A 13,656-nucleotide genomic window follows, 5' to 3' on the forward strand; every position below is an offset into this window, starting at 1 on the left:
CTTTCAAGGAGTGTTTTTAATCATGCTGCTTAGAAAAACAAAAATCTTTTTGGAAATGATCAAATTCGAACATTCGATATTCGCGCTTCCTTTTGCATTCATGGGAGCGATACTCGGCTCGATGGTCGTTTTTCACTCCCTTCCGGCCTGGTCGCAAATCGGCTGGATCACACTCGCGATGGTAGGAGCGCGAAGCGCGGCGATGGGGCTTAATCGCGTCATCGATAAAGTGATCGATAAGAAAAATCCGCGCACCGCAGGAAGGGCGATTCCCGCGGGGTTGCTATCCTCCAAGGAAGTGATCTTGTTTATCATCGTCTCGTTCGTTCTGCTCTTTTGGGCGACGGCGCATCTTAGTTCGCTTGCGGTGAAGCTGCTGCCGATAGCGGTCTTTTTTCTCGTATTTTATTCGTACACGAAACGGTTTACGTGGCTCTGTCACGTCGTACTCGGCATCACGCTCGGACTTGCACCGCTGGGAGGCTGGGTGGCCGTTACCGGGCACATCTCCTGGGCCTCCATCGTCCTGTTCGTTGCGGTCGCCTTCTGGACGGCCGGATTTGACGTGATTTACGCATGCCAGGATATCGATTTTGACAGGCAGGAAGGGCTTCATTCGATTCCGAGCCGCTTTGGCCTCAAAAACTCCCTGCTGCTTGCGCGTTTGTTCCACATCGCTACGGCAATTGGACTTATTGCTTTGTTTTTTATGACGACGTTAAGCTGGTGGTATTTGTTCGGTCTTATTATCGCTTATATCATTTTGGCGTATGAACACCGGCTTGTTTCTCCGCAAGATATGTCCAAGCTGAACACTGCCTTTTTTACGATGAACGGCATCTTGAGTATGGTCATGTTTTGCTTTACGCTGATCGATCTGGTGGTGCAGCGCTGATGAACAAGCCATGGGTGATCGGGATAACCGGGGCGAGCGGCGCCATTTACGGCGTACGGCTGTGCCAGCACCTGCTTTCGGCGGGAGAACATATTCATTTGCTCATAACGGACGCCGGATGGCGCGTTCTTAAGGAAGAGCTTGGCTGGGACGCCGCGCGCAGGCTGGAGTCGCTCGAAGCGAATTTCGGCGGCCGCATGGGAACGTACAAATACCATGCAATTCAGGACATCGGCGGCGCAACGGCAAGCGGATCGTTTCGCACCAAAGGCATGGTTATCATGCCATGCTCCATGGGCACATTGTCGGGGATTGCGCACGGGGCGTCCGACAATTTGCTCGAGCGGACGGCCGACGTTATGCTGAAGGAAGGTCGGCCCCTGCTGATCGTTCCGCGCGAAACGCCGCTGCATGCGATCCATCTGGAAAACATGCTGAAGCTTGCGAACATGGGGGTGCGGATGATTCCCGCGATGCCGGCTTTTTACCATGGGCCGCAGACGATCGATCAGCTGGTTGATTTTTTGGTAGGAAAAGTGTTAGACTGCATGGGATTGGATCACGAATTGTACAGAAGATGGGGAGAAGCCGATGGACGAGACGCGAAATACCGTTCGGATCGGACAGATTGATTATACGAATGTGTGGCCGGTTTTTTACTACTTCCCGCTCGATTCCTTCGGAGGAGGGATCGAGCTCGTACATCAGGTGCCGACGGGGCTGAACGAGGCGATGGCCCGGGGAGAAATTGCAATGGGACCAATCTCGTCGTTTTCTTACGGGGAGCATCATGAGGATTATGTGCTTTATCCGGATTTGTCGGTCAGCGCCTTCCGCGAAGTCAAATCGATTTTGCTGTTTCACCGGGAACCGCTTGAGCGGCTTGGCCATGCTCGCATTGCGCTCCCTACAACTTCGGCCACTTCGGTCAATCTGCTCAAAATTATCCTGAAAAAATTTTACGGGCATGAGCCGGTTTATACGTATGCCGCGCCCTCATTGTCGGAAATGATGGAAAGTAACGACGCCGCCTTGCTGATCGGCGACGATGCGATCAAGGCGAGCTGGGCCGACCACGGATACGCGGTCACCGACCTGGGAGCCGAATGGCAGCGGCATACGGGACATTGGATGACGTTCGCCGTATGGGCGATCCGCAAGGCTACGCTGCAGCAGCAGTCGGAGCTGATCGGGCGAATTCACGAGGCGTTCGTAGAAAGCAAGCGGAAATCGCTTGCGGATCCGGCGGGCATGATTGCGCAGGCGATAACCCGCATCGGAGGCACATCCGCTTACTGGCAAAGCTATTTTTCCAATTTGTGCTATGATTTCGGGCCGGCGCAATGGAAAGGGCTGGCCGCCTACTATCGGCATGCATCGGAGCTGGGGCTGCTGCCCGAGCAGGCGCCTTTGCAAATTTGGACCAAAGATTCTGTGGTACAGGTGACGGAATGAAACTTATTGATCTTTACGCCAAGCTGAGGAAAGATATCAACTACATAGAAAAAGAGCTTGAACGCAGCATCTATTCGGACCATGCCGTGCTCAGGGAAACCTCGCTTCATTTGCTGAAAGCGGGCGGAAAACGCATTCGCCCGGTGTTTGTGCTGCTCTCCGCGAAGTTCGGCAATTATGATCTGGAGACGATCAAACACGTCGCGGTGCCGCTTGAGCTCATCCATATGGCGTCGCTCGTACACGATGATGTCATCGACGATGCGAATACGCGCCGCGGCCAACTGACCGTCAGGTCGAAATGGGACAACAGAATCGCCATGTATACGGGCGATTATATTTTTGCCAAGGCGCTTGGTGTCGTAACGAAGCTGCCGAATCCGCAGATTCACCAAATCATGTCCAAAGCGATCGTGCAAATGAGCATCGGGGAAATGGAGCAAATCCGCTTCTTCTATAACACGCAGCAAACGGTGCGCGATTATTTGCTGCGCATTAAGAGGAAAACCGCTCTGCTGATTGCTATCAGCTGCCAGCTCGGAGCGATTGCGGCCTCGGTGCCGGAACGCTGGGCGAACCGGCTGTATTCGTTCGGCTTTAACGTAGGCATGGCGTTTCAAATTCGCGACGACATCCTCGATTTATGCGGCACGGAAGCGGAGCTTGGCAAACCGCCGGGCAGCGACATCAAGCAGGGGAATATTACGATCCCGGTGCTTTTCGCCTTGCAGGAGGAAAATCTGAAGGATCCGCTGCTCAAAGAGCTCGCGGTCATTCAGGAAGCCGACGGGCAAACCGATGTAAGCCGGTTTATCCGCATGGTTCGGGAGAGCTCGGGTATCCGCAGAGCGGAGCTGCTCGCAGAAAAATACATAGACAAGGCGATTCGGGCGCTCAACGAGCTTCCTGAAGGATCCGTCAAAAAAGATTTGATCGGCATCGCCCATTTTATTGGAAACCGTTCTTATTAATGCGTTCCATTTGCTCTAATAGTATGTTATTTTTATATTTGGACAACAATGGATGGTAAAAGATGACAAACTATTGGGAAGCGACTGCTTTCGAAGCAAGTTTTGCTTCGCAAAAACTCAAAGCGGATGCTTACGAAGCAAGTTTTTGCTTCGCAAAAACTCTTAGGGGGAATGCAGAATGGAAAGAACGTTTCTGATGGTCAAGCCGGACGGCGTGCAGCGCAATTTGATCGGCGAAATCGTAAAGCGGTTCGAGCAGAAAGGATTTCAATTGATCGGCGCGAAGCTGATGATGGTGACTAAGGAGCTGGCGGAAACTCATTACGCCGAACATAAAGGCAAGGATTTCTACGACGGACTTTTGAAATTTATAACTTCCGGTCCGGTGTTTGCGATGGTTTGGCAGGGGGATCAAATCATTGCCTTATCCCGCGCCATGATGGGCAAAACGAATTCGCTTGAGGCGCTGCCCGGAACGATTCGCGGAGATTACGCGGTACATACGCAAAGAAACCTGATTCACGGCTCGGATTCTCTGGAAAACGCGGAGCGGGAAATCGGGATATTCTTTAAGCCTGAAGAGCTTGTCGATTACAATCAAACGATCCAGATGTGGATATAACCAGCAGCCGATGATACGGGAATTCCCGTATCATTTTTTGTAGAATAAGCAGGAATTTCCCCGAACGCATGGAATTATGAAAAAGGATTCTAATGCTGGGAAGGGTGACTTCATGGAAGATCAGGATTTTTTGCTGTTTGTCAAAAAGGTTAAGGACTATACGACGATCGACTTGGCCCAGTATAAGGAAGCGCAAATGAAACGCCGTCTGACGACGCTTCGCCTGAAGAAAGGCTACAATACGTTTGCGTCTTTTTTTGACGCGATGACCAAGGATAAATCGCTCTTTTACGAGTTTCTCGATCGTATGACGATCAACGTCTCGGAGTTTTGGCGCAATCCGAACCGGTGGGAAGTGCTGGAGCAAAAATTTTTGCCGGACATGCTCAAGACGACCCGGCGCTTGAAAATATGGAGCGCGGCCTGCTCCACCGGTGAAGAGCCGTATACGCTGGCGATGATCCTCGCCGAGTTGAAGGCGCTGCCGGAAGCTTATCTGCTGGCGTCGGACATTGACGAAGGGGCGCTGGAGAAAGCGCGCAGAGGGCTTTATTTGGATCGCTCCGTCAAGGATGTTCCGGCCAAATATTTGCAAAAGTACTACAGGGCCGACGGCGTCCAATATTACATATCCGACGAGCTGAAGAAAGCGGTTAAATTTCAAAAGCAAAACCTGCTTACCGATACGTTCGATACGGGCTTCGACCTGATCGTATGCCGCAACGTGATGATCTATTTCACCGAGGAAGCGAAGCATTTGCTTTACCACAAATTCGCCAAGGCGCTTAAGCCGGGCGGCATTTTATTCGTTGGAAGCACCGAACAAATATTTTCGCCCGGCCAATACGGCATGGAGCCGGCCGATACGTTCTTTTACCGGAAAGTGCAGTGACCGGGGAAGGGCGGATGTATATTTTTTTCCATCATTTCCTATACTAGCTTTATAGAAACACCATGTCTGCAAGAGCTGGAGGAAACGATGGATAAACGGAAAGTAATCAACGCTTATCGCAGAGGTTTCATCACGATTCAGGAATGCGCGCAAATTTTGGGCATCGACTCCATGCAAATTATGGGAATGGTCGATGATCCGGATCTTGCGGAGCTGCCGAGAGCTCTGCGCAAGCAGCCGGTCAATGGGTAACGGGACCACGAGCAAACGTAAAGCGCGCTGCAGCCGATCGCTGCGGCGCGTTTTTTTGTACGCGTACGACCGCCGCTGTTTTTGTGCAAATCAATTGAAAACGGCTTAAAAAATACGAGTGCGGGCGGATGAGGTGTATTCTTCACGTAACCGATCCGGCTGGTCCGTAAAGCGTGTCCGTCATAGGTTTTGCATAAGCAAAACCATGGCAGACAAAACGCGGGCCCGAGGCACATTTGGTACTACATTGACATCACACCTAAGTGAAGCGTGTCGGGAATAGGATTTATTGCCTACAAGCAATAAATCCATTCCCGACAAACGCGAACTAGCAGCGAGCAGTCACTCCTAACGGGCGGGTCCAGGGCGCCCGAGCGCCTTAAGGGCTTTGCGGAGCAAAGCCGGCTACGGAAGCCTGGGGTCCCCCCGATGGGGGGATTTGATGGGAAAATAACGTTTAGCTCGAGGTCACTTCGAAGAGAAAATGGATTGAAATGAGGTCAAAAGCCGAAAAAAGGCAATAGGATGCCCGGTCCCCATAATGAATATTTTTTAAAAGAGCCTAACTGGTTGAGGGAAGTTCGTCTACTTTTTGTATCGAGTAACCTAATTTTTGTAGCCTACGAATCATTAGCTCTTCCTTGGAAATGCTTCGTCGTTTCTCTAAATAGTCCGCACCAAGTTCTTTGTACGGTTCGTTCTTCAATAGGATGTGGTACGCAATGACTAGAATCTTATGGGCGATCGCAATGACAGCCTTGTTTTTCCCGCGCCGACTTGTAATGGACCAGAACTTTGCACCTAAGTAGGATTTCGTGTTGCTGGCGGCCCAGGCTGCTTCTGTGAGAGCAGACTTAAGAATTTTATCGCCTTTGGTTATGGTAGTACTTTTTTTTTACCGGCACTCTCATTATTGCCCGGACTAAGCCCTGCCCAAGAAGATAGGTGCATCTCCGTGGGAAATACAGACATATCCGTTCCCAGTTCAGCCAAGATGATCTTGGCGGTATGCTCGCCAACACCAGGAATACTATCCAATAGCTCTAATTGCCGCTGATACGGTGCGAAGTATACTTCCATGTCGGCCTCTAACTCAGCGATGGATTGTTCGAGAAATTCGAGATGTTTGAGCGATCTAGCGATCATGGAACGATGGTGTTTGGTGACGCGACCATTGAGAGCAGAAACGAGTTGCGGAATCTTGGAGCGCAGAGAGGCTTTGGCAAGATCGGCGATTTGCGCGGGTTCAATAACTTCGCCATTCACAAGAGCTTGAAGCATGAGACGGCCGGAAACGCCAAAAACATCGCTCATAAAGGTGGAGAGCTTAATGTTAGCCATCTCGAGAACCTTCAAGATGCGGTTTCTTTCGGCGGTAGCGTGCCCAACGAGTTTTTTGCGGTATCTCGTCAAATCTCGCAATTCGCGGATTTCCACAGGAGGCACAAAGCTGCCGCGGATTAAATCGCACCGATGAAGTTCTGCGATCCATTGGGCATCTTTCATATCGGTTTTACGGCCTTTGATGGCTTTAATATGGGCAGCGTTGGCCAGAGTGATGGTGCAAGAAGCTTCAAGTACATTGTAAACAGGTTGCCAGAAGATGCCGGTGCTTTCCATGGCGATCTCTGTGCATCCTTCTTCAGTGAGCCAGTCGGCTAGTTCGAGCAGGCCGGAGAGTACCGTAGAAAACTCCCGAATCACTTTCGTCGGCTTTTGATGAAGAGGGCCTTTTAACAAGCAAACAACAACGTTGGCCTGATGAACATCGAGGCCGGCGCAGCAAGTACGAATCGCATCCAAATAGATCATCCTTTCTACACAGGCTACCAACACCCTCCCAGACCGAAATTTGATGGGTGTGCTCGTGGCGACAAAGATTTGTTCTCAGGGTGTGGTAAGTCAGTTTAGGGGGCGAGGTCGTACACTCAAAATCCCGGCGACTTACCTGCACTGTGTAGTAAAAAGAATTCACGGTTTAAACAGAGTTTAAACCGTGAACCGCTCGAACATTTTCATATCTTATTGTGACGCTCTGTCATCTTGTTTAGGGGGGCGGGCATCCGATTTAGGGGGTGCTTTTTTAGCGTGACATTTCTTGTCAAACCGGGCGACCTATACTATAATGAGCACATGTGCTTAGCGCATAAAAGCGTTAAAGTGCGCCTAAGCAGCGCTGTCTGGATAGGATGAAAGGGGAAACGAAAGTGAGATATTTGACCGCAGGAGAAACGCATGGCCCGCAATTGACAGGCATCATCGAAGGGTTTCCGAGCAACGTGACGATCGATTTTGAAGAGGTAAATTTTCAGCTGGCACGACGTCAAAAAGGGTACGGCCGCGGCCGGCGTATGCAAATAGAGAAGGATACCGCTCAAATCGTCGGCGGCGTTCGCCACGGCAAAACGACAGGCGCTCCGATCGCGCTTGTGGTGGAGAACAACGACTGGAAGCACTGGACATCGGTGATGAACATCGAGCCGATCGAAGGCAATGACGAAACAAAGCGCCGCGTGAACCGTCCGCGTCCCGGACATGCCGATTTGAACGGCGGCTTGAAATATAACCAGAAAGACCTGCGCAACATCCTCGAGCGCTCCAGCGCCAGAGAAACGACGATGCGCGTCGCTATCGGCGGCGTCGCACGCCAGCTGCTCAAGGAGTTCGGCATCAAGGTTGCCGGCCAGGTGATCCGCATCGGCGAAGTGGAGGTGCAGCGCACCGAGCTGCCGATCGATGAGCTGATCGCGCTCACGGAGGAATCGCCGGTTCGCGTAACGGACAAGGAAGCGGAAGCGAAAATGATCGCTGCGATCGACGCGGCGAAAGAAGAAGGAGATACGCTCGGCGGCATCGTCGAATGTATCGTCGAAGGCGTGCCGGTCGGCCTTGGCAGCCACGTGCAGTGGGACCGCAAGCTGGACGGACGCATCGCACAAGCCGTGCTGTCCATTCAGGCGTTCAAGGGCGTCGAATTCGGCATCGGCTTCGAAGCGGCCAAACTGCGCGGTTCGAAGGTGCACGACGAAATTATGTACGATGAGGAGCGGGGCTTTTACCGCGCTTCCAACCGTGCTGGCGGCTTTGAAGGCGGCATGACGACCGGAGAGCCGATCGTCGTACGCGGCGTGATGAAGCCGATCTCTACGCTGTACAAGGCGCTGCAAAGCGTCGATATCGACACGAAAGAAGCGTTTACGGCGCAGGTCGAGCGCTCCGATACGTGTGCGGTTCCGGCGGCAGGCGTTATTTTGGAAAATATCGTCGCTTGGGAAGTGGCCCGCGCGTTTTTGGAGAAATTCGGCGGAGATTCGGTCGAGGAAATTCGCCGCAACTATGAAAGCTACCTGCAGCAAGTGAGGAGCTATTAATATGAGCGAAATGATGGAGTTAACCGTTGACCTGGGCGAACGATCCTATCCGATCTATATAGGCGAAGGCATCTTGGACAACATCGGCTCCTTTTTCGAAAAACACGGACTGAGCAAAATTTCTCCGCTTTTGATCGTTACGGACAGCCACGTTGCAGAACATCATTTGCCGCGCGTGGAACAGCTGCTGCGGCAGGCGGGCTTCAAGGCGGTCAGTTACGTCGTGAAGGCGGGAGAAAAGGCGAAATCGCTCTCGATGCTCGAGGATATCGTCGGTGTCGCTTTGGACGCGGGGCTTGACCGCAAATCGGCGGTTGTGGCGCTCGGCGGCGGCGTGGTCGGCGATTTGGCCGGCTTCGTTGCTGCGAGTTATATGCGAGGCGTCCGCTTCGTGCAAATTCCGACGACGATTTTGGCGCACGACAGCAGCGTCGGCGGCAAAGTTGCGGTCAACCACCCGAAAGCGAAAAACATCATCGGTGCGTTTCACCAGCCCGAGATGGTGCTGTACGACACGGCGACGCTCAGAACACTCCCTCCGCGCGACGTCCGAAACGGCCTGTCGGAGATGATCAAACACGGCTTGATCTGGGACGCCGATTTTACCGCCTGGTGCGAAGACAACGTGGACAAACTGCTTGCCCTCGATTCCGATGCGCTGCAGTACGGGTTGTATCAGGGCTGCAAAGTGAAAGCGACCGTCGTCTCGCAGGATGAGAAGGAAAACGATCTGCGCGCCATTTTGAATCTCGGCCACACGATCGGTCATGCGCTCGAAGCGGTGGCCGGATACGGAGAGCTTGTCCATGGCGAAGCGATTTCCATCGGGATGGTCGGAGCGGCCAAGCTGGCGCAAAGGTTCGGTTATCCGGAAGAGATTTACACCGTTACGAAGCGGATTCTGAAAAAGTTCGGCCTGCCGACCAAGCTTCCGGAGCATCTGAACACCGACGAGATCATGAACGCCATGATGCACGACAAGAAGTTTAAGGAAGGCAAGATGGTGTTTATCGTGCCCCAAGCTATCGGCAAGGTGGAAATTCGCAAGGATGTTTCGGCGGACTGGGTCAGGGACATCGTAGAACAATTGAAACGGGAGGACTAAGCCATGTACGTTCGGGGAATTCGCGGAGCTACGACGGTAGAGCACAACGAGGAAAATGAAATTTTAACGGCGACTACGGAAATGTTAAATCATATTATTGCCGAAAATGCGATTAAACCTGAGGAGATCGCGTGCGTGTACGTAACGGTAACTCAAGATCTTACGGCAACGTTCCCTGCCAAAGCGATTCGGTCGATGGCGGGCTGGGAGCTCGTTCCGCTCATGTGTTCCCTGGAGGTGCCGGTTGAAGGAAGCTTGCCGAAATGCATTCGTCTGATGGTGATGGTGAACACGGAAAAAAGCCAAAACGAGATCGTGCACGTGTATTTGAAAGACGCGATGAGGCTTCGTCCGGATTTGAGCAAAGCGAAGTAAGGGCACAGCGGCCGAACCCAAGGATTTGGATTGACATCGTGATTTTCGCGTTGTATAGTAGGTGGTAGGATTTGATGAGAGCAGAGTCGAGTAGAGTTCAGATGAGAGTAGTCGAGACGAGTTCAGTACAATTCAGCTAAATGCAGAGCCGAATGGCAGATGTTTTTACGGTCATGGTATGCCTTGACAAGGGGCGATATGCCTTTGTTCGGCGTTCCACCGGAACGGAAGCATTTGCGTGCTGATCGATACTTTCAACCTCTACCGCGACGGTAGAGGTTTTTCTATTTGCACACAAAGGAGTGGAGCGTCCATGTATACCCCTGAGCTGAAGGAAGTCATTCGCTTATCCAAGGAATACAATCTGATTCCGGTCGTCCGGCACCTGCTGGCCGACACGGAGACGCCGATCAGGCTGTTTCAGCATTTTTACGAAGAAGAGCATGCGTTTTTGCTGGAGAGTGTCGAGGGCGGAGTGAAATGGGCGAGATATTCCTTCATCGGAACCGACCCGTTTATGCACATTCAGGCGAAAAACGGCGTCACCCACGTATTTGCCCGCGGAGAGACGAAGGAGCTGCGGGAGAAGCCGATCGAGGTGCTGAAGGGGTACCTCCGCAACTTCAAGAGCCCGTCCCTGCCGGATTTGCCCCGTTTCACGGGCGGAGCGGTCGGATTTTTCGGGTATGACCTGCTCCAGTATTACGAAAAGCTGCCGGCGCACCGCGTGGACGATTTGCAGATGAATGACGTGCAGTTCATGTTTTGCGATCAGGTGATCGTGTTCGACCATTTCAAGCAGCAGCTGAAAATCATCGCCAACGTGCATGTGCCTCCGTTTGCGACGGACGAGATGATTGCGGCGGAGTACCGCCGCACATGCGATAAGATCGACGAGACGATCGAGAAGATGAAGCGCCCGCTGCCATCCTATGCGCACCATCAAAACCCGATTCCGGACGACGTCGAGCTGGGCGAGATCAAGTCGAACCTGACGAAGGAACAGTTTATCGCAAATGTCGAAAAAGCGAAAGAATACATTCGCGCAGGCGATATTTTCCAGGTTGTACTGTCCCAGCGGTTCGAGATCGAGACCGACGTATCGCCGCTTCACGTTTACCGCGTGCTGAGAACGATGAACCCGTCACCGTACATGTACTACCTTAAAATGGGCGACGACGTGATCGTCGGCACTTCGCCGGAGCTGCTCGTGCGCGTCGAAGACGAACGGGTGGAAACGCGGCCGATCGCCGGAACCCGCCCGCGCGGCAAAACGACGGAGGAGGATCTGGCGCTCGAAAAGGAATTGCTTGCGGACGAGAAGGAGCGGGCCGAACATTTGATGCTCGTCGATCTCGGGCGCAACGATATCGGCCGCGTCGCCGAATTCGGCACGGTCAAATGCGATACGTTTATGCAAATTGAGCGATACTCCCACGTGATGCATATCGTCTCCAACGTATCCGGCAAAATCGCGAAGGATAAAGATTTCTTCGACGCATTTATATCCTGTATGCCGGCGGGTACCGTCTCCGGCGCACCGAAGCTGCGGGCGATGGAGATCATCGCCGAGCTGGAAAACGAAACGCGCGGACCTTATGCCGGAGCGATCGGATATCTCGGCTTTTCCGGCAACCTCGACACGTGTATCACGATCCGCACGATCGTGTTCAAAAACGGTAAAGCGTACGTGCAGGCAGGGGCCGGCATCGTGTGGGACTCCGTACCGGAGAGCGAATATACCGAAACGGTCAACAAAGCGAAAGGCATGCTGAAATCGATCCGCATGGCGGAAGCGATTTTCCAGCCCAAAGCCAGGGAATATTCGGTCATTAACCATGATTATTATAGTTAAACGCTTGGGAGGGGAACGGATATGGAGCGAAAAATGACGATTCAACAGGCGATTCAAAAGGTGGTCGCGCTGCAAAATCTGGAGCGGAACGAAGCGCGCGACGTGATGGGGGAAATCATGGACGGTGCGGCGACGCCGGCACAAATCGGCAGCCTGGTGACCGCTCTGCGGATGAAAGGCGAGACGGCTGCGGAAATTACCGGCTTCGCGGAAACGATGCGGGCGAAAGCGAACCGCGTCAGCACCGAGCAGATGAACCTTCTGGACACTTGCGGCACGGGCGGAGATGGAGCGGATACGTTCAACATTTCCACATGTTCCGCGATCGTTGCGGCGGCCGGAGGCATCCGCGTGGCGAAGCACGGAAACCGCGCGATGTCGAGCAAGAGCGGCAGCGCCGACGTGCTGGAGGCGCTTGGCGTGAGCATCTCACTGACCGGCGAGCAGGCAGCCCGCTGCTTGGACGAAGTCGGCATCTGCTTTATGTTCGCACAGCTGTATCATCAGTCGATGAAACATGCGGCCGCACCGCGCAAGGAGGTCGGCATCCGCACCATCTTCAACCTGCTCGGACCGTTGACCAACCCGGCGGGCGCCGACCGTCAGGTGCTTGGCATCTTCGACAAAGACAAGACGGAGCTGATCGCCGAGGTGCTTCGCGATCTGGGAATAAAGCGCGGGCTTGTCGTAGCGAGCTTCGACGGGCTGGACGAGATCAGCATTTGCGACGCAACCAAGGTGACCGAGCTGAAGGACGGCGATCTGCGCACGTATGAAATCACGCCGGATTTCCTTGGGCTTCGCGCCTCCTCGCTAAGTGAAGTGAAAGGCGGCGATGCGAAGCATAATGCCGAAATGATTCGCAGCGTATTCGCCGGCAGCCTCGGCGCTCCCCGCGACATTGTGCTTGCGAACGCCGGCGCCTGCTTTTATGTGACGGGCCTCTGTGCTACACTACAGGAAGGTGTCAAGTTGGCCGCGAACGTGATCGATTCCGGCAAAGCCGCCGAGAAGCTGCAGCAATTAGTTCATTTTACGGGAGAAATCAGCCATGTTTCTTGATAAAATTGTCGCCACAAAGCAAGATGAGGTCGCCCGCCTGAAAGAAACGCTGACCATAGCGGATATGGAGAAAAGGATTGCGGGAATGCCTGCATGTCTCGGTTTCGAGCGGGCCCTCACCACACGCCGGAAGAGGAGCATGGGGCTGATCGCGGAAGTCAAGAAGGCGTCCCCTTCCAAGGGGCTTATTCGCGAGGATTTCGAGCCGGTGGGGCTCGCCCGCGCTTACGAGGAAGCCGGGGCGGACTGCATTTCCGTGCTGACGGATGTTCAGTATTTTCAAGGGGCTAACGATTACTTGACACGCATTCGGGAAGCGGTGAACGTGCCGATTTTGCGCAAAGATTTTACGATCGATGCGCATCAGATCTATGAAGCCCGGATGATCGGGGCGGATGCGATCTTGCTGATTGCGGCTATTTTGACGACGGAGCAGATGAGGGAGTTTCTGGCTTTGTCCCGCGACCTCGGCATGGACACGCTCGTTGAGGTGCACGACCGGGAGGAGCTGGAACGTGTACTGACGCTCGATGCGACGCTGATCGGGATCAACAACCGCAACCTGAAGACGTTTGTTACCGACATTCGCACCACCGAACAACTGATCGGACTGATTCCCGCCTGCAAAACGATAGTCAGCGAAAGCGGTATTTCGAACTCGAAGGAAATCGATTATTTGTATTCCGCAGGTGCCCGGGCGGTTCTTGTCGGCGAGCTTTTCATGAGGCAGCCGGTTGTCGGCCAAGCGGTGCGCGATCTGCTCGGTCCTGTCGCGGCAGGCGTGAAGGAGTAACCCTACGT

Annotated in this window: 14 protein-coding genes; 13 read left to right on the forward strand and 1 reads right to left on the reverse strand. The window is 53.3% G+C overall.

The window, feature by feature from the left end; genetic code table 11:
• Window positions 1–22: 22 nt before the first annotated feature.
• The 7 genes from MYS68_RS08535 to MYS68_RS08565 all read left to right on the forward strand — a co-directional run bounded on the left by MYS68_RS08535 (window position 23) and on the right by MYS68_RS08565 (window position 5,087).
• A complete protein-coding gene (locus tag MYS68_RS08535; RefSeq protein WP_420852102.1) occupies window positions 23–895 on the forward strand; it encodes a UbiA-like polyprenyltransferase in 873 nt (290 codons plus the stop codon).
• Window positions 895–1,527: a UbiX family flavin prenyltransferase gene (locus tag MYS68_RS08540; RefSeq protein ID WP_248925427.1), complete on the forward strand. Its 633-nt coding sequence runs from the start codon at window positions 895–897 to the stop codon at window positions 1,525–1,527. The genes MYS68_RS08535 and MYS68_RS08540 overlap by 1 nt, the downstream gene beginning before the upstream one ends.
• Window positions 1,487–2,350, forward strand: a complete 864-nt coding sequence (locus MYS68_RS08545) for a menaquinone biosynthesis protein (protein WP_248925428.1) — start codon at window positions 1,487–1,489, stop codon at window positions 2,348–2,350. The genes MYS68_RS08540 and MYS68_RS08545 overlap by 41 nt, the downstream gene beginning before the upstream one ends.
• Window positions 2,347–3,321, forward strand: a complete 975-nt coding sequence (hepT, locus tag MYS68_RS08550; RefSeq protein ID WP_248925429.1) for a heptaprenyl diphosphate synthase component II — start codon at window positions 2,347–2,349, stop codon at window positions 3,319–3,321. Before MYS68_RS08545 ends, hepT begins: the two co-directional genes overlap by 4 nt.
• A gap of 178 nt (window positions 3,322–3,499) precedes the next feature.
• The gene (gene ndk, locus MYS68_RS08555) at window positions 3,500–3,943 is read left to right on the forward strand and encodes a nucleoside-diphosphate kinase (protein WP_248925430.1); all 444 of its coding nucleotides are present in this window, start codon (window positions 3,500–3,502) and stop codon (window positions 3,941–3,943) included.
• Window positions 3,944–4,055: 112 nt separating this feature from the next.
• The gene (locus MYS68_RS08560) at window positions 4,056–4,835 is read left to right on the forward strand and encodes a CheR family methyltransferase (RefSeq protein WP_248925431.1); all 780 of its coding nucleotides are present in this window, start codon (window positions 4,056–4,058) and stop codon (window positions 4,833–4,835) included.
• Between the two features lie 87 nt (window positions 4,836–4,922).
• Complete coding sequence (locus tag MYS68_RS08565; RefSeq protein WP_248925432.1) at window positions 4,923–5,087, forward strand: hypothetical protein; 165 nt, start codon at window positions 4,923–4,925, stop codon at window positions 5,085–5,087.
• A gap of 876 nt (window positions 5,088–5,963) precedes the next feature.
• Here the strand turns inward: MYS68_RS08565 and MYS68_RS08570 are convergent.
• The gene (locus MYS68_RS08570) at window positions 5,964–6,890 is read right to left on the reverse strand and encodes an IS110 family RNA-guided transposase (RefSeq protein WP_248925012.1); all 927 of its coding nucleotides are present in this window, start codon (window positions 6,888–6,890) and stop codon (window positions 5,964–5,966) included.
• A gap of 404 nt (window positions 6,891–7,294) precedes the next feature.
• On the opposite strand from MYS68_RS08570, the gene aroC reads away from it, so the two are divergent.
• The 6 genes from aroC (at window position 7,295) to trpC (ending at window position 13,648) form a co-directional block, all read left to right on the forward strand.
• Entirely contained in the window at window positions 7,295–8,458 is a 1,164-nt protein-coding gene (gene aroC / locus MYS68_RS08575; RefSeq protein WP_248925433.1) for a chorismate synthase, read from the forward strand.
• Window positions 8,459–8,468: 10 nt separating this feature from the next.
• Window positions 8,469–9,563, forward strand: a complete 1,095-nt coding sequence (gene aroB / locus MYS68_RS08580; RefSeq protein WP_248930852.1) for a 3-dehydroquinate synthase — start codon at window positions 8,469–8,471, stop codon at window positions 9,561–9,563.
• A gap of 3 nt (window positions 9,564–9,566) precedes the next feature.
• The gene (gene aroH, locus MYS68_RS08585; RefSeq protein WP_248925434.1) at window positions 9,567–9,938 is read left to right on the forward strand and encodes a chorismate mutase; all 372 of its coding nucleotides are present in this window, start codon (window positions 9,567–9,569) and stop codon (window positions 9,936–9,938) included.
• Window positions 9,939–10,251: 313 nt separating this feature from the next.
• Window positions 10,252–11,793 (forward strand): anthranilate synthase component I, encoded by a 1,542-nt coding sequence (trpE, locus tag MYS68_RS08590; RefSeq protein ID WP_248925435.1) that lies wholly within the window; start codon window positions 10,252–10,254, stop codon window positions 11,791–11,793.
• Window positions 11,794–11,814: 21 nt separating this feature from the next.
• Window positions 11,815–12,855, forward strand: coding sequence for an anthranilate phosphoribosyltransferase (gene trpD, locus MYS68_RS08595; RefSeq protein ID WP_248925436.1), 1,041 nt, complete (start codon window positions 11,815–11,817; stop codon window positions 12,853–12,855).
• Window positions 12,845–13,648, forward strand: coding sequence for an indole-3-glycerol phosphate synthase TrpC (gene trpC, locus MYS68_RS08600; RefSeq protein WP_248925437.1), 804 nt, complete (start codon window positions 12,845–12,847; stop codon window positions 13,646–13,648). The genes trpD and trpC overlap by 11 nt, the downstream gene beginning before the upstream one ends.
• Window positions 13,649–13,656 lie beyond the last annotated feature (8 nt).

This window comes from Paenibacillus hamazuiensis (assembly GCF_023276405.1).
GTDB lineage: Bacteria > Bacillota > Bacilli > Paenibacillales > NBRC-103111 > Paenibacillus_AF > Paenibacillus_AF hamazuiensis.

Bases quoted from the DNA above. Each gene is read 5' to 3' on its own strand.
- MYS68_RS08565 (WP_248925432.1), top strand. From the start codon at position 4,923: ATGGATAAACGGAAAGTAATCAACGCTTATCGCAGAGGTTTCATCACG.
- MYS68_RS08560 (WP_248925431.1), top strand. From the start codon at position 4,056: ATGGAAGATCAGGATTTTTTGCTGTTTGTCAAAAAGGTTAAGGACTAT.
- hepT (WP_248925429.1), top strand. From the start codon at position 2,347: ATGAAACTTATTGATCTTTACGCCAAGCTGAGGAAAGATATCAACTAC.
- trpE (WP_248925435.1), top strand. From the start codon at position 10,252: ATGTATACCCCTGAGCTGAAGGAAGTCATTCGCTTATCCAAGGAATAC.
- trpD (WP_248925436.1), top strand. From the start codon at position 11,815: ATGGAGCGAAAAATGACGATTCAACAGGCGATTCAAAAGGTGGTCGCG.
- trpC (WP_248925437.1), top strand. From the start codon at position 12,845: ATGTTTCTTGATAAAATTGTCGCCACAAAGCAAGATGAGGTCGCCCGC.
- MYS68_RS08535 (WP_420852102.1), top strand. From the start codon at position 23: ATGCTGCTTAGAAAAACAAAAATCTTTTTGGAAATGATCAAATTCGAA.
- aroH (WP_248925434.1), top strand. From the start codon at position 9,567: ATGTACGTTCGGGGAATTCGCGGAGCTACGACGGTAGAGCACAACGAG.
- MYS68_RS08540 (WP_248925427.1), top strand. From the start codon at position 895: ATGAACAAGCCATGGGTGATCGGGATAACCGGGGCGAGCGGCGCCATT.
- ndk (WP_248925430.1), top strand. From the start codon at position 3,500: ATGGAAAGAACGTTTCTGATGGTCAAGCCGGACGGCGTGCAGCGCAAT.
- MYS68_RS08545 (WP_248925428.1), top strand. From the start codon at position 1,487: ATGGACGAGACGCGAAATACCGTTCGGATCGGACAGATTGATTATACG.
- aroB (WP_248930852.1), top strand. From the start codon at position 8,469: ATGATGGAGTTAACCGTTGACCTGGGCGAACGATCCTATCCGATCTAT.